Here is a 21,399-nt window from a genome sequence, read left to right as displayed (position 1 = left end):
ATAAATTAATCAACACATATGCTGACACTATTTCTTCTTATCATTAACTTCTTCAAAATCAGCATCGACAACATCATCATTCTTTGTCTCTGTTTCAGTGTCAGTGCTCGCTGTTTGTGACGCTTCATACATCGCCTGCCCAAGCTTCATACTGACTTCTGCTAATTTTTGCATCTTTGTTGTTACTTCTTCCGTATCACTGCCTTCAAGCGCAGATTTCAAATCAGATATTGCTGTTTCAATCTGTCCCTTTTCTTCAGCTGATACTTTATCGCCATATTCATTGAGTGACTTTTCCGTTGAATGAATAAGAGCTTCCGCTTGATTTCTGGCTTCAACACCTTCACGGCGTTTTTTATCCTCAGCTGCGTGCTCTTCCGCATCCTGCACCATTTTTTCAATATCAGCATCACTTAAACCACCCGATGCCTGAATACGAATTTGATGCTCTTTACCAGTTCCTTTATCTTTGGCCGAAACATTAACAATACCATTCGCGTCAATATCAAAAGTAACTTCAATTTGAGGTATACCACGCGGTGCTGGGGGAATACCAACAAGATCAAATTGAGCCAATAACTTATTATCACTGGCCATTTCCCGTTCACCTTGGAAAACACGAATTGTTACAGCACTCTGGTTATCATCAGCTGTTGAAAAAACTTGCGATTTTTTCGTCGGGATCGTGGTATTGCGCTCAATGAGACGTGTGAAAACACCCCCCAATGTTTCAATCCCCAAGGATAAAGGGGTTACATCTAGCAGCAACACGTCCTTAACATCGCCTTGTAAAACGCCCCCTTGGATGGCAGCACCCATCGCAACCACTTCATCAGGATTAACACCTTTGTGTGGATCCTTGCCAAAGAAGTTCTGCACAACTTGCTGAATCTTAGGCATACGTGTCATACCGCCCACTAAAACAACTTCGTCAATCTCACCAGCCTTTAATCCAGCATCTTTCAACGCAGCTTTACAAGGCTCGATGGTACGCTGCACTAAATCGTCAACGAGAGATTCAAATTTTGCCCGAGTTAGCTTCATTGTTAAGTGCTTGGGACCTGATTGATCTGCCGTGATAAATGGCAAATTGATTTCTGTTTGCTGTGATGAAGAAAGCTCAATCTTTGCTTTTTCTGCCGCTTCTTTTAAGCGCTGTAAAGCAAGTTTATCATTCTTTAGATCAATTCCTTGCTCTTTTTTGAATTCATCGGCAAAATAGCCAACCAAGCGCATGTCAAAGTCTTCACCCCCTAAGAATGTATCTCCATTGGTTGATTTAACTTCAAAAACGCCATCTCCAATTTCAAGGACTGAAATATCAAATGTACCACCACCAAGATCGTAAACAGCAATTGTTTTGCCGTCCTTTTTGTCCAAACCATAAGCTAAAGCAGCAGCAGTCGGCTCATTAATAATCCGTAAAACTTCAAGTCCAGCAATTTTACCCGCATCTTTAGTTGCTTGACGTTGTGCATCATTAAAATAAGCAGGAACAGTAATAACTGCTTGCTCAACTTTTTCACCAAGATAAGATTCAGCTGTTTCCTTCATCTTTTGCAAAATCATCGCTGAAATTTGCGATGGAGAATATTTCTTACCTGCTTCTTCAACCCATGCATCGCCATTGTCACCTTTAACGATTTTATAAGGCACAAGTGCTTTATCCTTTTCAACCATAGGGTCATCAAAACGGCGCCCTATCAAACGCTTCACTGCAAAAACTGTCCCTTCAGGATTTGTTACCGCCTGACGTTTAGCAGGCTGTCCAACAAGCCGCTCTCCCCCATCCGTAAAGGCAACAACGGAAGGTGTTGTCCGCGCTCCTTCTGAGTTTTCGATAACTTTTGCGTTTTTGCCATCCATAACAGCCACACAAGAGTTCGTCGTCCCCAAATCAATACCAATTACTTTTGCCATATTATAATCTCCATTCAGCAAGCTACCTCAACCTTCATAAAGCATCTTTTTAAGATAGCTCCTCATAACACTCAAAGCCCGTATTCTGCTTCAAGCAACATAAATAATAACAAACCGCAAGTCACAACAAGCCTCGCTGTCTCGTATATAAGAACAGGATTTTATTGCTACAAGAGAATAATGAGAGAAACATCTCCAAAATAAAAAATTTCTTTTAAAATAGGCACTCTAATAACTCATAAATACCATATTTATGAAAGACTCGAAATCATAATACATTTTCCCCGCAATTCTCAACAAACATATCTGTCTATAAAAATAAAAAGAATCATTGAACACGCGCTCTTGATCTCTCATTATGAATTAAAAAATACTGACACAAAAGCTTTTAAAAAATATCACTTAAAAGCGAATAACTTATATCATAAAATAGTATAAACCTTCCTTAAGACTATATAAAATAGCCGTCATATCTTATGAACCTATTTTTTTATGAGCACCCTTCAAGTATTAAACGGTGCTTTTCCAAATGCTCATATTGATGACGGTATCATTGATCGATCTCCTTTCAAAAATTCTTCTTCTAATAGCCTCATCGTTCATTGCTATTTGAAAGCTGTGCTTTAAATGCACCGAAAAAGCTTTTTCTTGAATGTATCCTTCTAAAATTCGACAGTAATATAATAATGTCTCTGTATAAACGCTTTAAAGGACCAAGAGCTGTCGTAATATTAAGAGTTGAGCAAGTGTATGATCTTTGTTTATTGTATCTTTATTCAGTAAAATAATGGTGGATCGTAAATTTTTATCATTTACAAATACTTTTGTGAGATGAACACAGAAATGTTGAGAGGTGTTTTGTCTTTGTAAACATGACTCTCTTTATTTAAAATGCAAGAGTTCTATGATTTTTGTTCTCATATTATATCAATTTTATTTTAGTAATTCTTTGCTTTTATTTTAAATAAAAAATCTGCTAAAATAAAAAAACAATTTAAATTGTGAGTCTTGTGAAGGAGGGTAAATCAATGTTGACATCTATTATCAAGAAAATAACAAATCCCATCTTTAAGAATACAATACATGCAAAATATTCATACAAAAAGGTTATCGCAAATATCATATGTGCTCTTCTCTTTGCGGGTATAACCCTACCAGCAAGTGCCCAGCAATATAAACTTGGTGACATAGAAATTCTCAATCCTTGGGCACGCGAAACACCTAAAGGTGTAAAAGTTAGTAGCGGTTATTTCTATATTATTAATCACAGTAATACACCAGACCGTTTAGTGTCTATTTCCACAAACGGCGTAAAAACAACGGAAATGCACACTATGGCCGTCGTTAATGATATTATGAAAATGGAAAAATTGCATAATGGCATTGAAATTCCGGGAAATGGTGAAATAACCCTTAAGCCAGGCGGTGACCATGTTATGTTTATGGGGCTTTCACAACCCTTCAAGCTAGGTGATAAAATTAGTGCAAAATTGACATTTGAAAATGCAGGAACCATTGATGTTGATTTCTCTGTAAATGCTATGAAAACAACCTCTCCTTCTAAATCCACTCCTGCTCACTAATTATTATAAACACACATTTTACAAAATGAAGAAGCGTGAAATTTTTCACGCTTCTTCATTTTATTTAATGCCATAACATAAGCAAAAAACTATCCTCTTTTATGCGTTAAATATGGTCAACTTCAGGAATACGCAAAACTTGTCCAGGATAAATTTTATCAGGAGATTTTAGCATTGGTTTATTGGCTTCAAAAATAAATGTGTTTTTATTCCCTTGCCCTTTTCCATAAACCTCTTCAGCAATTTTCCAAAGATTATCACCAGACTTAACCTCATAAAAACGAGACGTTTTTTTAGGCGTCGTATCGATAACCTTTAATTGCTCAACATCCACAGAAGAAATACCTTGTGAATTGCCAACAACCAGAAGAGCTTTTTCAAGTGTTTCCCTATCTGGAACCTCACCGCTTAAAATAGCTTTACCATCTTCAACTTGAATATTGACTTTTTCTGTATCGAGTTGAAAATGATCAAACGCGGACTTAAAGTCTTTTTCTTTTGGCTCATGGTCCCCTATACCTAACTTTTCCCCTACAGTTTTAACGAAATTAAAAAATCCCATTATGACCTCCTTTCGTGTAGCAGAAACAAATTTTTGTGCATATATTGCCACATTCTTGTCTTTGCTCTTAAAACACATAGGCGGATTTTCTAAACTTCAACAATCAAAACTAAATCTGTTCAATTTTGGGACAAATACAAGAATAAACTTTGCAATAAATTTTAATAAAAAAAGCCTTTATACAAATTTTCTCTCAAACGAAGGGATCTTAATAGACGAAGAAACATTATAAATTATGAAAGCAAAACAAGATTTTACAGGAATGATAAAAGGTTTTTTACTTTGCTACAATTTGTATCATATTTGTTTTGCAAAAAAAATGTGAACTCCCATATAAATAAGTGTGGGTAATTTGCTACCGCAGCAATAGAAAGGTCTAAGAAACCATGAAAGATACACCAACAATCACACAAACGATTGTACTTGTTGATGATGATCGCAATATTTTGACATCTCTATCTTTTGCGCTTGAGACAGAAGGATATCGGGTTGAAAGCTATACAGATGGAGCATCTGCACTCAAAGGTCTCACACTTCATCCCCCACATTTAGCTATTTTTGATATTAAAATGCCCCGAATGGATGGGATGGAGCTCTTGCGTCGTTTACGTCAAAAATCTGATCTTCCCGTTATTTTTCTTACCTCTAAAGATGACGAAATTGATGAATTATTTGGTCTCAAAATGGGCGCTGATGATTTTATTACGAAACCTTTCTCCCAACGCCTTCTCATTGAGCGTGTAAAGGCTATTTTGCGCCGTTCCAATGCACGTAACCAACCACTTTCTACGGGAACTTCTTCCACCTCTTCTCTTAAACGTGGAGATCTTGTCATGGATCAAGAACGTCATACCTGTACATGGAAAGATAAACCTGTTATTTTAACTGTTACGGAATTTTTGATTCTGCAAACTCTCGCACAAAGACCAGGCGTTGTAAAAAGTCGTGATGCCTTAATGGATGCTGCCTATAGTGATCAGGTCTATGTAGATGATCGTACCATTGATAGTCATATTAAACGTCTGCGTAAAAAATTTAAACAAGTGGATGATGATTTTGCAATGATTGAAACTCTTTATGGTGTAGGTTATCGTTTTCACGAGGTGTAAGACTGCTTTGTCGAAAAAATTTGAACGGCAATCAAATCGATGACAGACAATTCTCAACTGGAAACTCTAAAAAAAACAGCTCCTAACAGTATACCCTCAACGCCATTTCTTATGTTTGCTCGTTTACACCTTCGAATACAACGTCTCTTTAGACAATTGCTTTTTTCCAGTCTCACACGCCGCATTGTTATCTTAAACATTGCTGCCCTTGCCGTTCTAGTTACAGGCATTTTATACCTTAACCAATTTCGCGATGGTTTGATTGAAGCAAAAATTAAAAGTTTATGTACCCAAGGAAAAATTATTGCTGGAGCCATTGCTGCTTCTGCAACAGTAGATACAAACTCTATCCTTATTGACCCCCAAAAACTCTTAGAGTTACAGGCTGGTGAAAGCGTTACACCCGCCCCTCAATCAACCGACTCTTGGGATTTTCCCATTAACCCTGAACAAGTTGCCCCTCTTTTACGACGTCTCATCACACCTAAAACGACACGAGCACGTATCTATGATCGTGATGCTACTCTCCTTCTTGATTCGCGGGTTCTTTATTCGAGTGGAGAAGTTTTTAGCTATGATTTACCCCCCCTTAAAACAGAACAAAACATGTGGGATCGTCTTACTTCATGGTATTCAAACACATTTTATGGCAAAGGTATTGCTCTTGATAGAGAACAAACTAAAAACCGTGGAATTGCTTATCCAGAAGTATACCGAGCATTAAACGGATCTCTTTCTACCGCCAAAAGACGCAATAGACAAGGTCAACTCATCGTTTCTGTTGCCGTGCCTGTTCAACGCTATCGCGCAGTGGTTGGTGCTCTTCTTCTTTCAACCACTGGATCGGATATTGATAACATTGTAAAAGCCGAAAGACTGGTTATATTTAAAGTTTTTGCCGTTGTGGGCAGTGTACTTTTGGTTCTTTCGCTCTTTTTAGCCCATACGATTGCCCATCCCTTAAGCAAATTATCTGCCTCTGCTAACCGAGTGCGGAATGGCAATAATCAGCGTGTAGAAATTCCTGATTTTTCAATGCGTGAAGATGAAATTGGCCATCTCTCAACCTCTATTCGTGACATGACCAATGCCCTTTATATGCGTATTGAAGCCATTGAACGCTTTGCGGCTGATGTAAGTCACGAATTAAAAAATCCCCTTACGTCTCTCCGCAGTGCTGTTGAAACCCTCCCTCTGGCTAAAAATGAAGAAGCACAAGAAAAATTGCTTGAAATTATTCAACATGATGTGCGCCGTCTTGATCGGTTGATTACAGATATTTCTGATGCATCGCGGCTCGATGCAGAGCTTGCACGAGAAACCGCAGAGATCGTTGATATGACACCGCTTTTGGAAAGTCTTGTTCATGCCGTTCAGGAAGTATATCGCAATGCACAAACCATCGATGTAAGCCTTAATATTATCCCACGTCCTTATGGAAAAGCTTATCTTGTGTTGGGACATGAGCTCCGTTTAGGACAAGTGATTTCCAATCTTCTCGAAAACGCACGTTCCTTTATTCCTCGTAATCGTGGCAAAATTTGCATTACGATGAAAAGCCATGCTTCAACTCTTATTTTAACCATTGAAGACAATGGCCCTGGTATTCGTTCAGAGAATATTGAACGTATTTTTGAACGTTTCTATACTGATCGCCCCAACGAAGATGCTTTTGGACAAAACTCTGGACTTGGCCTTTCTATTAGTCGGCAAATCATCGAAGCCCACAATGGAACAATTACAGCTGAAAATATTATTGATCCGTCACTTGGAAAATGTAAAACTGGTGCACGTTTTATTATTATGCTTCCCCTCGTTAAATAATCTTTTACCCAAAGTAAAGGACATGAAAACAAAATGTGAAATACTCCACGCAAATTGCCTTCAATTGGGTGGAAAGGGACTGTTAATTACAGGTCCCTCGGGATCAGGAAAATCGACCCTCACCCTTGCTTTGCTTGACCGCGCTGAATGGTCAAAACGTGAAGCAAAACTGATCAGTGATGATTATACAATGCTGCGTGTGGAAAATGGAAAACTTCACGGATACACGCCTGACAACTTACAGGGCGGTATTGAGATTCGTGGTGCTGGTCTTTATATGATAGAATTTCAAAAGCACACACCTATCGACTGTGTTATTTTTCTCGGCCCCGAATATGAACGTTTTTCCACAAATAAAACTTTTCAATTTGAAGATTTGCACATTCCTCTTTTAAAACTTCCTTCTCTTCGTGAAGCCGATTGTACCGCCATTTGTCAAGCTATTGAAGCATTTTTGTTTAGAAAATTATGGCGCAAACCTGTTTAATTTTTTTCTAAAGATAAAAAAATCACACTTTTTGCCTTTTTTTTGCAAATTTTTCTTGGCAGCAAGACAAAGCCTTGTAAAATATCTTTTCCACCAATATGGTCGGATCTTATTAGTTAACAGGAGTTTGCGTAAATGATTGGACTCGTGCTTGTAACGCACGGTGAGCTGGCTGTTGAATTTTTACATGCCGTGGAACACGTTGTTGGAACACAAGAAAAGTTCGCAACAATATGCGTTCATCCCGATGACGATATAGATCAGCGCCGAGGTGATATTATAGCCGCAGTAACCGATACAAATACAGATCATGGCGTCATCATATTAACAGATGTGTTCGGAGGAACACCATCAAATATAGCTATTCCTGCTATTGAAAAAGGACGCGTTGAAATGATTGCAGGGGTTAATTTGCCCATGCTTATTAAATTGATTTCTATTCGAAAATGCCCTGATATTTCATTATCAGATGCGTTAAGAATAGCACAAGAAGCAGGGCGTAAATATATTAATGTACCAAGTATGGTTTTATAGCGGATGATACAATACTGATGCTTTCCAAAGATGCCCTCCCCTCTCAAATAAGCCGTCATTTCAATATCTGTAATAAACGTGGGTTGCATGCAAGGGCTTCTGCAAAATTTGTACAAACTGTTGATAATTTTAATGCCACTGTTGAAGTTGAAAAGGATGGAAAAATCGTTGGTGGATCATCAATTATGGGACTCATGATGCTAGCAGCTTCAGCCGGTTGTAACCTTACCATTCGTGTTTGGGGACCAGAAGCAACAGACGCCATTAATGCTCTTGAAAAGCTCATCAATAACAACTTTGGAGAGGAAAATTAGCACTTTCTCACAATAAACAAGGATGATGATTCTTAGAGAATAAAAAATTTCCATCATTATGAATTTTGATTGCTTTTTCCGTTTTTATGCCAATTTTTTTCACTTTTTTTCTAACATTATTTCGCCAATTTAAATAGTTGTTGCGTATCATGGCTGTTAGATATCTTAATCGTATGATTTACATCTTTATAGAAAAAAGAATTTTGACTTGGACTGAATATGTTGGCTTTTAGGCAAAAGAAAAAGATCAAGATAATTTCACAAATCAGAAATCAGAAATCAATCAACTTTCGTTATTTTCTACTCAATTTGCAGATTTTTATAACACACAAGCAATCCCAGACTTCAAATCATTGTGATGTGGATCATGAAAACGCAATTTTTATCGATATCATAACCATTTTCTTACAACAAATAAGCTTTGTACATTTATAATTATGCTAAGCATTTTTTAGACATGCTTTTTCTATACTATTGCCTTATCTTTTCTAGCATTCTTCCCTTTTAATTTATCTTTCACTGCACTTTATATGATATCTTTTCATTATAAGGAGATAATATTATGGGTCGTCTATTTAGTGCTCTTCAGATTCCTCAACAAACAACACAACAACTTGTATCGTTGCAAAAGGGCTTACCAAATGCGCAGTGGATTAATCCGCAAAATTTTCACATCACTTTGTCTTTTTTCGGTGAAGTTGAAAATGCTACAGCAGATGCACTTAGACATGCCTTTGATACAATAAAGCTCTCTCCTTTTATGCTACAAATAGATGGTTTTGATATTTTTGGTTCAGAAAATACTTCTCCCTCTCTTGTTATTCGCATTAAACCTTGTGAAGCTCTCAATCTTTTACACAAAAAAATGCAATCTATTCGTAGCCATTTAGGTCTAACGCCTGATAAAAGAGAATTTACGCCGCACATTACTATTGCGCGACTGCGCGATACTAAACCTGAAGATCTTGTTCCTTATCTGCTCTTTCGAAGAAATCTTTCATTTTCTCCTTTTGAGGTCGATCACTTTGTTTTATTTTCATCGCCATTTCCCTCAAGCGATGCCGTGTATCTTGTCAAAGGAAATTGGTCACTTCAAAAATAAAAGGGTGTTTGTAACACCCTTTAAAAACTCTTTGAGAAAAGTCCCCAATACATGCAAAATTGTAGGGAATGCTGCATTTACGTTAGAAGCTTTTATTGATGTGAAGCCGAATCAATTTCAACAGAAGCTTCTTTTGTTCCTCCTTTAGCCACACCCACTATCGCTGGACGTAGTACCCTTTCCCCGATAATATAACCGGCCTGAACCACTTGTTGAACAGTGTTATCGGGAACGTCGGCATTAGGAATTTCAAACATCGCTTGATGAAAGTGAGGATCAAATTTTTGCCCCTCTGGATGAATTTTCTGCACCCCATGACGCTCTAATGCTGCCATCATAGCACGTTCAGTCATTTCAACACCTTCTGCCAATGATTTCAAACCAGCATCACTTTCCCGTGCACCTTCTGGAATCGCTTCCAAAGCGCGATTGAGATTGTCAGAAACAGATAACATATCCCGCGCAAAATTAGCAATGGAATAAGCCTTCGCATCCGCTACATCACGCGCAGTACGGCGTCGAAGATTTTCCATATCTGCAGCAAGACGTAAAAGCTGATCTTTCAACTCTTTGTTTTCATCCTGTAAAGACACTAAAGGATCAACCTCTTTACTTTCTTCTTCAACCTCTCCATGTGCTTCTGTTTTATGTGTTTTTAAAAATTCATCCGCGGCTTGTTTAAGTGTATTACGATCAGCTGGATTTTTTAAATCGCAATTTTCAAATGAAGCGTCAGTAAATTTGTTTTTTTCATCAGACATAAAAATTCTATTCCTTCATAAGATTTGTTATTCTCGATATCGAAATTTTACAGACAAAAATCAAGGGGTACAGATGTATATTAATACAATGAGCTTTTATAGTACAAATACTTACCTACATCATTTTAACGCAATAACTGTGACACAAGTTGAGCTGTATAATCAACCATAGGCACAATCCTTGCATAATTAAGCCGTGTAGGCCCAATAACGCCTAAAGCACCAATGACTCTTTGTTGTGAATCTCGATAAGGTGCTACGACTAAAGAAGAACCAGAAAGTGAAAATAACTTATTTTCTGAACCAATAAAAATTCGAACCCCTGACCCTTCATCCGTTAAATCGAGAAGCTGTGCCATACTTTCACGGGTTTCAAGATCATCAAATAAATGACGTAACCGTTCTAAATCTTCTTCTGCTTTCACATCTTCAAGCAAATTACTGCGTCCACGAACAATAAGATGTATTTTATGATCAGCACCTTCTCCCCCCCAAAGAGCTAATCCCGTTTCAACAAGATGATGTGATAAATCATCAAGTGCAGCCCGTGTTTCTGTGCATAGGCAAGCAATTTCCCCTTTAGCTTCACTCAATGTGCGCCCTTGAATATGGGCATTGAGAAAATTCGTTGCTTCTGTCAATTGTGCATGAGTAACCCCTTCTGGCAAATGAACAATACGATTTTCAACCTCACCTTGTTGAGTCACTAAAACAGCAAGAGCATGTTCTCTATCAAGGCGCACAAATTCAATATGTTTCAATGTTCCTTCTTGTTTTGTTGCGAGAACAAGCCCTGCTCCACGGGAGAGATCTGAAAGAACTCGGCTTGCTTGAACAAGAAAATGTTCAACCGATTGTGCATGACCTGCCTCTTTGACTTGCATTTCAATATTTTCTCGCTCTTCGTTTGGCAAATCACCCGCTTCCATAAATGCATCAACAAAAAAACGTAAACCCGATTGAGTTGGCATTCGCCCTGCCGAAACATGCGGTGCATAAATCAAACCGAGATGTTCAAGATCACTCATCACATTGCGAATCGTCGCAGGTGATAAGGTCTGTTGCAAAAGTCGCGAAAGATTGCGTGATCCTACAGGTTCACCATCATTAAGATAAGCTTCAACAATATGGCGGAAAATATCACGCGAACGTTCATCAAGATATTTTAGTTCATTATCAATAGGTTTGTGTTTCATCACAATTGTTTCACTACTTAAAAAACTCTCTTCATCTTATATAAGTTTTGCCAAGGTTTGGTCAAATAATCTAAAGTAGTATCAAAATATATTATCCTATTGAGCCATAAAACACCATCTTTTAGAGTGATGATATAAGGCATATAATTATGCATGATATGTTTTTTATTAGAGTGTGTGATTAGGGTATTTAAGACAGGAATTGGTCTCTTTAAGGGCTTACCAAGAAAAGCTCGATTGTTTATAAACCACGGGAAATAGAAAATTGGATTTTTACCATAAAAAGGCTTTCATAAAAAATCGTTAAAAATCGTTTCTCATATCTTTTCAATCATTGTCATTGTCTTCACAAAATACGAAAAATTTTATTTGAATAAAATATCATAAAACGTGTAAAATAACCCTATCATGTAAAAGCAAGCAGAATGTGTGTGTATAAGCATTTAAGCTGGTTTTTAGCGCAAAAATAGTTCCCCCTTTCATTTTTGGAGAAATCTATATGAGAAGCATAGCAGATAAAAAACTTGTCATTGCGACGCATAACGCCAGCAAATTACATGAAATTACTACTTTGGTTGCACCTTTCGGTTTAATAATACAATCAGCCAAAGAGCTTGGCTTGCCAGAACCAAAAGAAACAGGAACAACATTTGAAGAAAATGCTTATATTAAAGCTTTTGCAGCAGCAAAAAAGACAGGACTTCCTGCTCTCTCTGATGATTCAGGCTTAGAAGTAGATGCATTGGATGGTGCACCGGGCGTTTATACAGCTGATTGGGCAATTCAAGCCGATGGTACACGTGATTTTCCAAAAGCGATGCAAAAAATAGAAAATGAACTTCAAAAAGTCGGAGCACGAGAAAAAAGCCAACGAAAATGCCGTTTTGTATCCGTCATTTGTATTGCGTGGACTGATACTCATACAGATTATTTCCGCGGATACGTTGAAGGAACATTCATTTGGCCTCCACGGGGAGATAAGGGGTTTGGCTTTGATCCTATTTTTTTACCAGATGGATATGAAAATACCTTTGGAGAAATGTCAACAGAGCAAAAACACGGCTGGCAACACAATGATATTCCCCCTCTTTCACATCGCGCACGTGCTTTTAAACTTTTAGCAGAAAACCTTTTGGCATTCTCATGAATGAACCTTTTGGCATTTATATTCATTGGCCCTTTTGTGCTGCTAAATGTCCCTATTGTGACTTTAATTCGCATGTTCGTATCCACGGTGTTGATCAGCTACGTTTTGTCACCGCCTTTGAGCGCGAAATAGAAACACAATACCACAAAATAGGTCCACGCCATATTACGAGTATTTTTATTGGTGGGGGAACCCCCTCTCTTATGGAGCCGAAAACTGTTGATGCCCTCTTGCAAGCACTTGCAAAAAAGTGGATACTTGATGATAAAGTTGAAATTACATTGGAAGCTAATCCATCCAGTGTGGAAGCAGAGCGTTTTCGCGGATACCGTGCTGCAGGTATTAATCGCTTATCTCTAGGGATACAAGCGCTTAATGATAAAGCATTGCGCAAACTTGGTCGCCTCCATAATGTAGAACAAGCTCTTTATGCCATTGATTTAGCAAGGAAAATTTTTCCACGCTTATCCTTTGATCTCATTTATGCTCGCCCCGAACAAACCTTTGAACAATGGAAATCTGAACTTGTACAAGCTATTGATTTGGCAGCAGACCATCTTTCTCTTTATCAATTGACAATCGAAGAAGGAACCGCCTTTAAACGACTTCATGATGCAGGAAGGCTTATCCTTCCCTCATCAGAGCTCGCAGCAGATCTGTATCATCTTACCCAAGAAATAACAGCTCTGTATGGACTTCCTGCCTATGAAATCTCAAACCATGCCATGCCTGGTGCTGAATCAGCACACAACCTTCTTTATTGGCGATATCACCAATATGCAGGCTTTGGTCCAGGAGCACATGGTCGTTTTATTGAGAACATACCAAATCATTCTTCCACCTTTTCAAAAACATCTTTATCACACCTTGAAAACCATGAACGTTATGTCACTATCAATGAAAAGAATCCCGAACAGTGGCTTGAATTAGTCGAAAAAAAAGGGCATGGCTGTATTGAAACAGAACGATTAACTCTTCAGCAACAGGCAAATGAAATGCTTCTTATGGGATTACGCCTTTGTGAAGGCTTGGAACTTACACGCTATGAAACCTTAAGTCCCAAACGTATCCCAATAGAAAAACTTATCGATTTACAAAACCAAGAATTGGTCGAAATGGTGAATAACAAACGCTTAAAAGCAACAACCAAAGGACGTATTGTTCTTGATTACGTCATCAGCCAACTTGCAAATTAAAGTTTTTATAACATTGATTTTATTGATCATAATTATTTGTCATAGCAAAAATAAAACTAAAGTGTCGTAAGATTTTTTCATTTCAAAACTATTTACAATACATTAATGACAACCATTCACTTACCCCTTAAAGGTAAGGGAATTTTTGGATAAAAATGACTTTTATGAACACTTTCAAATGCTAAAAGCTATCGTCATATTTTGAGCTAGAGATGGTCTGATTTTCTTTTTTAGAAGCGATAAAAGTGATGATTCACAAAACTAAAGGCTTTACGAACAAAAATTCCAGCTTTAAAATGCGCACCACGTACTCTAAAACCACTTAATATATTAACACCTCAAATGACAATATTTTATGGGAACAAAAGGGTTCTATGGCAAAATAAGATAAAGATATTATTGGACCAAACAATTATTTCTTTATGCAAAAAAATCAACAATAAAACGCTCATAAATAGCCGTAAGTGTTTCCACTGCATCAAGGGCGACACATTCATCTACCATATGCATCGTTTGTCCTGGTAAGCCAAATTCAACCACGGGGCAATAATCCTTAATAAATCGTGCATCTGAAGTTCCCCCAGACGTCGAGCATTCTGGTGCACTCCCTGTTACACTTTTAATAGCATTGGATAAAATTTGAATAAGTTTATCATTTTTGGTCAAAAAAACATCTCCTAAACTCGGAATCCATTCAAGCTGATAAGAGGGATATTGACCACTATTATTTTTTGAGTGCACCAAAGCAAGACACTTTTCAATTTCCTCCATCAAGGTTTCTTTTGTCCAAAGATCATTGTAGCGTATATTAAAACGAATCGTTGTCTGCGCTGGAATAACATTGACTGCCAAATTACCGGTATCGATGGTTGTTAGTTCTAAATTACTGGGTTGAAAATTCTCTGTCCCTTGATCTAAAGCCGTTTGTGTCAATGCTTGAATAAGCTTACTTGCCAAAGGCAAAGGATTAGCAGCCCGCTCTGGAAAAGCAACATGACCTTGGCGACCTTTCACAGTAATAATCCCAGAAATCGATCCGCGACGACCAATTTTGATAACATCACCAACAGCCTTTACGCTTGTTGGTTCTCCTACAAGAGCAGCAGTCCATTTTTCGCCTTTTTCTTCTGCCCATTGGAGAAGTTTTACCGTACCATTAACAGCAGGCCCCTCTTCATCACCAGTAATCAAAAGGCTTATCGTTCCTTTAATAGATTGTTTCTCAAGAACGCGCGCGAGAGCCGCAATAAAACAAGCGATACCGCCTTTCATATCAACAGCACCCCGCCCATATAATTTCCCCTGATCTATAACAGCTCCAAAAGGTGGATAAGTCCAATCTTCTAATGCACCTGGCGGTACAACATCCGTATGACCTGCAAACATCAGATGGGGTCCTGCCCTTCCCATTTTTGCATAAAGATTTTCAACATTAGCTGTATTTTTATCCGTAAAAATAGGGCGCTCAACATGAAATCCCATTTTTTCCAAAAATTGTTCCAACGCTGATAAAGCCCCCGCTTCATGCGGTGTAACAGAAGGACAACGAATCAGAGCCTGTAATAGCTGAAGTGGATCTGTAAGAACAGACATAAAAACCCCTTCCCATTTATTATAAATTATCGGAACTTAAGGTTATTACGCTGAATGGCAAAAAAGATAAAGTAAAAACATTGAAGACACTCAGCAAACCAAGCAGGGGAGGACAATCGTGCTGAGAGCTTCAATGGCTTCCTCATCATGCATGACGAAGCACACACACAACGAAACACTCAACAAAAAGTTCCGTTAAATATTGCTCTCATTTGCAAATTTTTTACGCCTCTCATTTATACGCTTCTCATTTGTTATATGAATCAAAATTAATGCCGTGCAGTCTATGAGCATTTTCTTTCAACCAAGCACGATGCGTTTTACTATCAGGGCAAAGTTTCTCACAAAGAGCCCAAAATCTTGGTCCGTGATTCATTTCAACAAGATGAGCAACTTCATGGGCGACAACATATTCAACAACTGCTTTTGGAGCCATAATAAGACGCCAAGAAAAAGAAAGACGCTTATCAATTGAACAAGATCCCCAACGACTTCTCGTATCTTTATAACAAATGGATTTGACTTTACGATCTACCTGATGAGCATAATGTGCCACCAAAGGTGTTATAATAAGCGCTGCTTGTTTTTTTAAAACGTCAGCAATGCGTCTTGGGAGATATTCTAATTGACCATAAACAATAATTTGAGGCCCTTGCTCTGCATCTGCTGTAACAATTTCTGTTACTCCACGTCCTTGCTCATGCTTTATGGTATGGGAAACACCTAGAAAAGGAATTGTTGCGCCCTCTTTGAGATAGGTATTTTCATGAGAAATTTGTATACGCTTAAGGCGCGTCTCAATCCAAGACCGATGTTTTTCAATAAAACTTTCAACCGTACAGAGATTTATCGCTGGTGGTGTTGTTACACAAATCTCCCGACTGCTGGCATCAATACGTAAAGTAAGACGGCGCGCGTGCTTATTTTCCCGCAGGCGTATAGGGATAGCGCGATCAGAAAAAATAAAATGCTTTTCAGAAATGCTCATATATTTATCTTCATCATCAATAAATAGCCCCCTTATTTTGCATTAATCTGATTAATTAAAGATCTCAAGGCTGTTTCTAGACAATCTAAATCCTGTGGACGAGAAAAACGGTGATCTGCATCACGCACAAGTGTCAATGTTACGTCATGAAGAGGTAAATGATCAAGTAAAGTCAATGTATGCTGATAGGGTATCTTATCATCTTCCATTCCTTGGAGAATATGAATTGGACAGCCAACATCAATACATCCTCTCATGACACAATTTTCGCGTCCATCTTCAATCAATTTTTTTGTAAAAGGCATCGGCTCCTCATCACCAACAGCAGGTCGTTCAATATAGCCTTTTTCTTCCAAAATTTTCCATTCTTCAGGGCCTAATTCTGGTTCCACCAATGTTTGTGTAAAATCAGGCGCTGGAGCAATTAATATCATACCAGCGAGCTTCTTATTTTTCTGCGCTAGCATCATAGCAAGCCTTAAAGCAATCCACCCCCCCATAGAGGAACCAACCAAAATTTGCGGCCCCTCGCAATAGGTTTCAAAAGCTGCTAAACTTTCGCTCACCCACCGTGAAATCGTTCCTTGAAAAAAATCTCCTTCAGATTCTCCATGGCCAGAGTAATCAAAACGTAAACAAGACAAATCATGCTTTTGAGCAAACTGATCAATCAACATCGCCTTACTTCCCAACATATCGGATTGATAGCCATGAAGCCAAACTAAACCTGGAGAGTGGCGTCCTTTGCGACGGCGTACTGCAAGAGCAGTGTCCTCAAACGAAAAAAACTGGCAAGGAATATTTTGATTCATGATTCTTCTCCTCCATAAAACAATTTCTTTAAATTAAGGGAAAAACTTTTATAATCTAAATTACTTAAAAAAGTAACAAATCAAATAATGAAACAGACACGAATTATAGTTGTTTTTATGTGCATAATTGTATATTAAATTAACTGTAGTTGAATCAAAATTAAGGAGCATAAACCATTCGTAAACCGTTTAAAATGACATCTACCCAAAAAGACGGACCACGTTCAAATCAGGATATTCGGGTGCCTCATGTGCAACTTATCAATGATGAGGGACAACATCAGGGAGTTGTTGCGATACAAGAGGCTCTTGCTATAGCCGCAGAAGCTGGGCTTGATCTGGTTGAAATTGTCCCAAATGCGGAACCGCCCGTATGTAAAATTATCGATTTGGGCAAATTAAAGTATCAAACTCAAAAAAAAGCCGCAGAGACACGTAAAAAACAAAAAGTCATCGAAATCAAAGAGATTAAGATGCGTCCGAATGTTGATGTCCATGATTATGGAGTCAAACTGAGGGCTGTTCATCGCTTTATTGATAATGGTGATAAAGTAAAGATTACTTTGCGTTTTCGTGGTCGTGAGATGGCTCACCAAGATCTTGGATTAAAGCTTCTTCAGCGTGTAAAAGAAGATACAAGTGAAATTGCCAAGATTGAATTGGAACCAAAATTTGAAGGACGGCAAATAATGATGGTGATAGCACCTAAATAGCTTTTCATTCGAATAGTGTCTGTGTGCAACTCATCAATATGAGCATATAAGTATATCGTTTAGAAGCACCATGTCGTAGGATTGTATGGTGCTTTTAAGGTTTTATAAATGTGTATAGATCCTTTTAAGAGTTTAATAGTGCTTTCTCGATTTATAAGAAGAATTTGTTATTTTGCATATTAAATGAGAAAGTGTCAGCACCGTAAGATCTTCTTCATTTTCAGCTCTCTTATTCATAGAATTTAGCAAAAAATCATTTTCTTGTACATCACAAACAGAGATAATGTATAAAATATAAAAAAGTAGAAATATCTTTTGTGAACCATTTCAAATGCCAAAATCTGTAACAATATAGAAACTGGTAAAGAAATGATAGGTGTTGGCTTGAACTTTCATAATTATAAAGATAATGGCGCCCTTTAGCACTACCACCATCATCTGTTACTTGCAATGGCAACTTATTGGTTTATAAAGAGTGTTCACTATTTTGCATGTTGAATGAGAGTCCCGAATATCGTGAGATTCTTTCATTTCGGATCTGTTTCATGTTGAATCAATCAAAATCACTTTCTTGCACATAACAAACAAAAAGAATCGTGTGGATAAAAATTGTATGAGAAAGGTCGTAAAAATACCTCTTATGAATCACTCTAGAAACACACCCACGAGCTGACAAAGTATGAGACGACACCCGCTTTTCCCTTCATAGCTTAAAAGATGGGAGGCTTAATAGCAACACTTTACCAAACAGTATTCAATAAGCCAGAGAATAAACCCGTACTTACTTTTCAAAATAAGAGATCATCTGCTCATTACAACTTTCCCCTTATTATCAACTCTATTGTCAGTATTCTCAGAAACTTTAGCCACTATCCCTTTTAAAGATAGATCGCTTTTTGTTGGTTCATCACCAAAGCCTTTAAAAATTTTTTATTTCTTTGATTTTAATCTAATCTTCTGAATGTCGTAGGATAAAGCAGATACGCAATGTTATAGAATGTCAATAATGTATTTTAAAATGCTCAAAGCACGAAAAATTCCTTGCGCAATATTTTACATAGAGTGGAATGGAATAACACATTAATTAACAATGGATAATTTATATTTCCTCTCCTCGAATAAGAGAAATAAATATTGTAGGATTCTCTCATTTCAAATTTTTTAATATTGGAATCAAACAAAAATGCTCGCTTGTGCATCATAGGGAATATGATGTGCATAGAAAAAGATCATTATCCTCTTATGAAACTTTTCAAGCGTCTAGAGGAGACTGTTGCAATATGCGAATGCCAATAGAGTGACGCACATTGAAAGAAGAAGGCTCTTTTTGTAAAAAAGATTAAGGGGCTTTTTAATTAAGAGCGCTTCAATCTTGCATAAAACAACAAGAAAATATAGAAGCACTTCATGGCCAAAAAACAACTTTCCTCTTTTGATAAACATCTCATTATCCGCCTTTTACGAGAAAATTTTCATAAACATGCGCGTTGGTACAGTGCAGCGATTATTTCAATGATCATCATTTCCTGTACAACTGCAACCAGTGCGTGGATTATGCGTGATGTTGTTAATTATATTGTTGATGCGCAAAATTTTGCTATGATCGTTTTGATTTCTAGCTTCATTGCTTTTATCTTTATTCTTAAAGGGATTGCAACTTTTGCCCAAACTTACTTTTTAAGCAAAGCAGGCAACAGTATCATTGCTGAACAACAGCGCAAAATTTATGCGCGCCTTATGGAACAAGGTGTCTCTTTTTATCACAATAACACGTCATCTGATCTGCTTGTTCGCGTAACCCATAATGCAACAGCTGTGCGTAATATCATTGATACGATTATCACAACTTTTGTGCGTGATTTGCTCTCCGTTAGTGGTTTGTTGCTTGTCATGTTCATTCAAAACTTTATGTTAATCTCCATTACTTTAATCGTAGGACCACTGGCTTTTTTAGGTGTTCGAATGGCTTTAAAACGTGTTCGCCGCCTTATGGAAAAAGAACTTCTTTCACTTGGTGAAATTATCAAAATCGTACAGGAAACGGCTGTTGGTATTCGAGTCATCAAGGCTTTTTCACTAGAAGAAGTTATGAAAAAAAGGATGGACAAAGCCATTTGTGATGTTGAAAAGCAAACAAACAATATTGCAACACTTGAAGCGATTACCAATCCTATTATGGAAACACTTACAGGTGTCGCCATTGCCGGTATTATCTGTTTTTCTGGATACCTTGCAACCCAACGCGCAGGTGTTCAAGGTGAATTTATGTCCTTTATTGTTGCTTTACTTTTAGCTTATGAACCCGCAAAAAGACTAGCAAATGTCCGTGTCAAAATTGAATCTGGCTTGGTCAATATCCGTACGATGTTTGAAATACTCGACCGTCCCCTTACAGTTATAGAACATAAAGAAGCTAAAGATCTGAATAAAACGCAAGGAGCTATTTGTTTCGAGAATGTTTCTTTTGCATACACTGATAACAAAATGGTATTGAAAGACATTAATCTAGAAATAGAAGCTGGAAAAATGACAGCGTTGGTAGGACCATCCGGCTCAGGAAAATCAACCCTTATCAATCTTATTATGCGCCTTTATGACCCCACAAAAGGACGCATATTGATTAATGATCAAGACATCCGCTACACAACATTTCGTTCTCTGAGAAACCTGATGTCCTATGTAGGGCAAGATACTTTTCTCTTTCAAGGAACCGTTAAATATAATATTGGGCTTGGAAAAGATGGCGCTTGTGATGACGAAATTATTGCAGCAGCAAAAGCAGCAAATGCTCATGACTTTATTATGAATTTGCCAAATGGTTATGATACACAGATAGGCGATAATGGCTGTAATCTTTCAGGGGGGCAAAAACAGCGACTCGCTATTGCTAGAGCAATGATTCATGATAGTGAAATTCTCATTCTTGATGAAGCAACAAGCGCGCTCGATTCACATACCGAAGCACAAATTAATGAAGCCATTCACCACCTCACCAAAGGGCGCACAACGATCATTATTGCTCATCGCCTTTCAACAATTGCTCGTGCTCATAAAATTGTGGTCATACAAAATGGGCAACTGATTGAACAAGGAACTCAGAAAGAATTACTCGCAAAAGAACATGGGTTTTATAAAAAACTTCATAATATCCAGTTCAAAAAACACACGTCCTAATTTCTAGGTATTTAAATTAAGGCTTAGAGTAAAAAATGGATAGAAGCTAACGCCCTATTTGCAAAAACAGAATTACTAAAGAAAAATATTATTTCCATTAAGAATTGGCAAAGAATTTATGGTCTAAAGAACAAAAATTCCTACTCAATCTAATTTATAGACAATCCAGATTCTTATTGAATTTATTCCACCCGATAATGACTAATGTGATTCACGTATACAAGGCTCAACGAATAAGACCATTCCTAAATATTGATTACATACTTTCAAAGCATTTGGTCAAAGGCGCTATACGCCTTACTATCACTCCACCTTAAATGACAGTTTTCTATAGCACAACAAGATAAGCTGCCAATTACAAAAAGTGTGCTGTAAATTACAGAT

At 37.6% G+C, this 21,399-nt stretch carries 18 protein-coding genes; 11 read left to right on the top strand and 7 right to left on the bottom strand.

The annotated features are described in order from the left end of the window. Positions 1–27: 27 nt before the first annotated feature. Entirely contained in the window at positions 28–1,920 is a 1,893-nt protein-coding gene (dnaK, locus tag PVV70_RS02340; RefSeq protein WP_273757450.1) for a molecular chaperone DnaK, read from the bottom strand. 1,028 nt (positions 1,921–2,948) lie between these two features. Between dnaK and PVV70_RS02335 the strand changes: the two genes are divergently transcribed. Further along, positions 2,949–3,503, top strand: a complete 555-nt coding sequence (locus tag PVV70_RS02335) for a copper chaperone PCu(A)C (RefSeq protein WP_273757451.1) — start codon at positions 2,949–2,951, stop codon at positions 3,501–3,503. Between the two features lie 106 nt (positions 3,504–3,609). Here PVV70_RS02335 and lysM read toward each other — a convergent pair whose 3' ends face one another. Next, positions 3,610–4,065 (bottom strand): peptidoglycan-binding protein LysM, encoded by a 456-nt coding sequence (gene lysM / locus PVV70_RS02330; protein ID WP_273757452.1) that lies wholly within the window; start codon positions 4,063–4,065, stop codon positions 3,610–3,612. 386 nt (positions 4,066–4,451) lie between these two features. On the opposite strand from lysM, the gene PVV70_RS02325 reads away from it, so the two are divergent. The 6 genes from PVV70_RS02325 to thpR all read left to right on the top strand — a co-directional run bounded on the left by PVV70_RS02325 (position 4,452) and on the right by thpR (position 9,435). After that, complete coding sequence (locus PVV70_RS02325) at positions 4,452–5,174, top strand: response regulator transcription factor (protein WP_005774392.1); 723 nt, start codon at positions 4,452–4,454, stop codon at positions 5,172–5,174. Positions 5,175–5,213: 39 nt separating this feature from the next. Then, the gene (locus PVV70_RS02320) at positions 5,214–6,998 is read left to right on the top strand and encodes a sensor histidine kinase (RefSeq protein WP_273757453.1); all 1,785 of its coding nucleotides are present in this window, start codon (positions 5,214–5,216) and stop codon (positions 6,996–6,998) included. Positions 6,999–7,020: 22 nt separating this feature from the next. Continuing rightward, positions 7,021–7,485 (top strand): HPr kinase/phosphatase C-terminal domain-containing protein, encoded by a 465-nt coding sequence (locus PVV70_RS02315; RefSeq protein WP_273757454.1) that lies wholly within the window; start codon positions 7,021–7,023, stop codon positions 7,483–7,485. Between the two features lie 135 nt (positions 7,486–7,620). Further along, positions 7,621–8,019: a PTS sugar transporter subunit IIA gene (locus PVV70_RS02310; protein ID WP_273757455.1), complete on the top strand. Its 399-nt coding sequence runs from the start codon at positions 7,621–7,623 to the stop codon at positions 8,017–8,019. A 17-nt stretch (positions 8,020–8,036) separates the two neighbouring features. After that, positions 8,037–8,333, top strand: coding sequence for an HPr family phosphocarrier protein (locus PVV70_RS02305; protein ID WP_273757457.1), 297 nt, complete (start codon positions 8,037–8,039; stop codon positions 8,331–8,333). Between the two features lie 562 nt (positions 8,334–8,895). Continuing rightward, positions 8,896–9,435, top strand: a complete 540-nt coding sequence (thpR, locus tag PVV70_RS02300) for an RNA 2',3'-cyclic phosphodiesterase (RefSeq protein ID WP_273757459.1) — start codon at positions 8,896–8,898, stop codon at positions 9,433–9,435. A 92-nt stretch (positions 9,436–9,527) separates the two neighbouring features. Here thpR and grpE read toward each other — a convergent pair whose 3' ends face one another. Further along, positions 9,528–10,196 carry a nucleotide exchange factor GrpE gene (gene grpE, locus PVV70_RS02295; protein ID WP_273757460.1) on the bottom strand — a complete coding sequence of 223 codons (669 nt, stop codon included), beginning with the start codon at positions 10,194–10,196 and terminating at the stop codon, positions 9,528–9,530. A gap of 125 nt (positions 10,197–10,321) precedes the next feature. Further along, on the bottom strand, positions 10,322–11,392 hold the full coding sequence (hrcA, locus tag PVV70_RS02290) for a heat-inducible transcriptional repressor HrcA (RefSeq protein ID WP_273757461.1): 1,071 nt from the start codon (positions 11,390–11,392) through the stop codon (positions 10,322–10,324). Between the two features lie 499 nt (positions 11,393–11,891). On the opposite strand from hrcA, the gene rdgB reads away from it, so the two are divergent. Further along, on the top strand, positions 11,892–12,539 hold the full coding sequence (rdgB, locus tag PVV70_RS02285; RefSeq protein ID WP_273757462.1) for an RdgB/HAM1 family non-canonical purine NTP pyrophosphatase: 648 nt from the start codon (positions 11,892–11,894) through the stop codon (positions 12,537–12,539). Next, positions 12,536–13,735 carry a radical SAM family heme chaperone HemW gene (gene hemW, locus PVV70_RS02280; protein WP_273757463.1) on the top strand — a complete coding sequence of 400 codons (1,200 nt, stop codon included), beginning with the start codon at positions 12,536–12,538 and terminating at the stop codon, positions 13,733–13,735. Before rdgB ends, hemW begins: the two co-directional genes overlap by 4 nt. 420 nt (positions 13,736–14,155) lie before the next feature. Here hemW and dapE read toward each other — a convergent pair whose 3' ends face one another. From dapE to PVV70_RS02265, 3 genes are all read right to left on the bottom strand, one after another. Further along, complete coding sequence (dapE, locus tag PVV70_RS02275; RefSeq protein ID WP_273757464.1) at positions 14,156–15,328, bottom strand: succinyl-diaminopimelate desuccinylase; 1,173 nt, start codon at positions 15,326–15,328, stop codon at positions 14,156–14,158. A gap of 247 nt (positions 15,329–15,575) precedes the next feature. Next, a complete protein-coding gene (locus PVV70_RS02270) occupies positions 15,576–16,316 on the bottom strand; it encodes a M48 family metallopeptidase (protein WP_273757465.1) in 741 nt (246 codons plus the stop codon). Positions 16,317–16,348: 32 nt separating this feature from the next. Next, the gene (locus PVV70_RS02265; protein ID WP_273757466.1) at positions 16,349–17,128 is read right to left on the bottom strand and encodes a carboxylesterase; all 780 of its coding nucleotides are present in this window, start codon (positions 17,126–17,128) and stop codon (positions 16,349–16,351) included. A gap of 194 nt (positions 17,129–17,322) precedes the next feature. On the opposite strand from PVV70_RS02265, the gene infC reads away from it, so the two are divergent. After that, entirely contained in the window at positions 17,323–17,841 is a 519-nt protein-coding gene (infC, locus tag PVV70_RS02260; protein ID WP_273757467.1) for a translation initiation factor IF-3, read from the top strand. A gap of 1,407 nt (positions 17,842–19,248) precedes the next feature. After that, a complete protein-coding gene (locus PVV70_RS02255) occupies positions 19,249–21,015 on the top strand; it encodes an ABC transporter ATP-binding protein (protein WP_273757468.1) in 1,767 nt (588 codons plus the stop codon). Positions 21,016–21,399 lie beyond the last annotated feature (384 nt).

Source organism: Bartonella sp. AU55XJBT (genome assembly GCF_028618525.1).
This window is presented reverse-complemented; position numbering and strand designations above follow the sequence as displayed.

Excerpts from the sequence above, each read along its gene's own strand:
- PVV70_RS02305 (WP_273757457.1), top strand. The coding sequence starts at position 8,037 with ATGCTTTCCAAAGATGCCCTCCCCTCTCAAATAAGCCGTCATTTCAAT.
- hrcA (WP_273757461.1), bottom strand. The coding sequence starts at position 11,392 with ATGAAACACAAACCTATTGATAATGAACTAAAATATCTTGATGAACGT.
- lysM (WP_273757452.1), bottom strand. The coding sequence starts at position 4,065 with ATGGGATTTTTTAATTTCGTTAAAACTGTAGGGGAAAAGTTAGGTATA.
- PVV70_RS02270 (WP_273757465.1), bottom strand. The coding sequence starts at position 16,316 with ATGAGCATTTCTGAAAAGCATTTTATTTTTTCTGATCGCGCTATCCCT.
- PVV70_RS02320 (WP_273757453.1), top strand. The coding sequence starts at position 5,214 with ATGACAGACAATTCTCAACTGGAAACTCTAAAAAAAACAGCTCCTAAC.
- PVV70_RS02335 (WP_273757451.1), top strand. The coding sequence starts at position 2,949 with ATGTTGACATCTATTATCAAGAAAATAACAAATCCCATCTTTAAGAAT.
- PVV70_RS02310 (WP_273757455.1), top strand. The coding sequence starts at position 7,621 with ATGATTGGACTCGTGCTTGTAACGCACGGTGAGCTGGCTGTTGAATTT.
- PVV70_RS02255 (WP_273757468.1), top strand. The coding sequence starts at position 19,249 with ATGGCCAAAAAACAACTTTCCTCTTTTGATAAACATCTCATTATCCGC.
- PVV70_RS02315 (WP_273757454.1), top strand. The coding sequence starts at position 7,021 with ATGAAAACAAAATGTGAAATACTCCACGCAAATTGCCTTCAATTGGGT.
- grpE (WP_273757460.1), bottom strand. The coding sequence starts at position 10,196 with ATGTCTGATGAAAAAAACAAATTTACTGACGCTTCATTTGAAAATTGC.
- dapE (WP_273757464.1), bottom strand. The coding sequence starts at position 15,328 with ATGTCTGTTCTTACAGATCCACTTCAGCTATTACAGGCTCTGATTCGT.
- thpR (WP_273757459.1), top strand. The coding sequence starts at position 8,896 with ATGGGTCGTCTATTTAGTGCTCTTCAGATTCCTCAACAAACAACACAA.
- PVV70_RS02265 (WP_273757466.1), bottom strand. The coding sequence starts at position 17,128 with ATGAATCAAAATATTCCTTGCCAGTTTTTTTCGTTTGAGGACACTGCT.
- infC (WP_273757467.1), top strand. The coding sequence starts at position 17,323 with ATGACATCTACCCAAAAAGACGGACCACGTTCAAATCAGGATATTCGG.
- hemW (WP_273757463.1), top strand. The coding sequence starts at position 12,536 with ATGAATGAACCTTTTGGCATTTATATTCATTGGCCCTTTTGTGCTGCT.
- dnaK (WP_273757450.1), bottom strand. The coding sequence starts at position 1,920 with ATGGCAAAAGTAATTGGTATTGATTTGGGGACGACGAACTCTTGTGTG.
- rdgB (WP_273757462.1), top strand. The coding sequence starts at position 11,892 with ATGAGAAGCATAGCAGATAAAAAACTTGTCATTGCGACGCATAACGCC.
- PVV70_RS02325 (WP_005774392.1), top strand. The coding sequence starts at position 4,452 with ATGAAAGATACACCAACAATCACACAAACGATTGTACTTGTTGATGAT.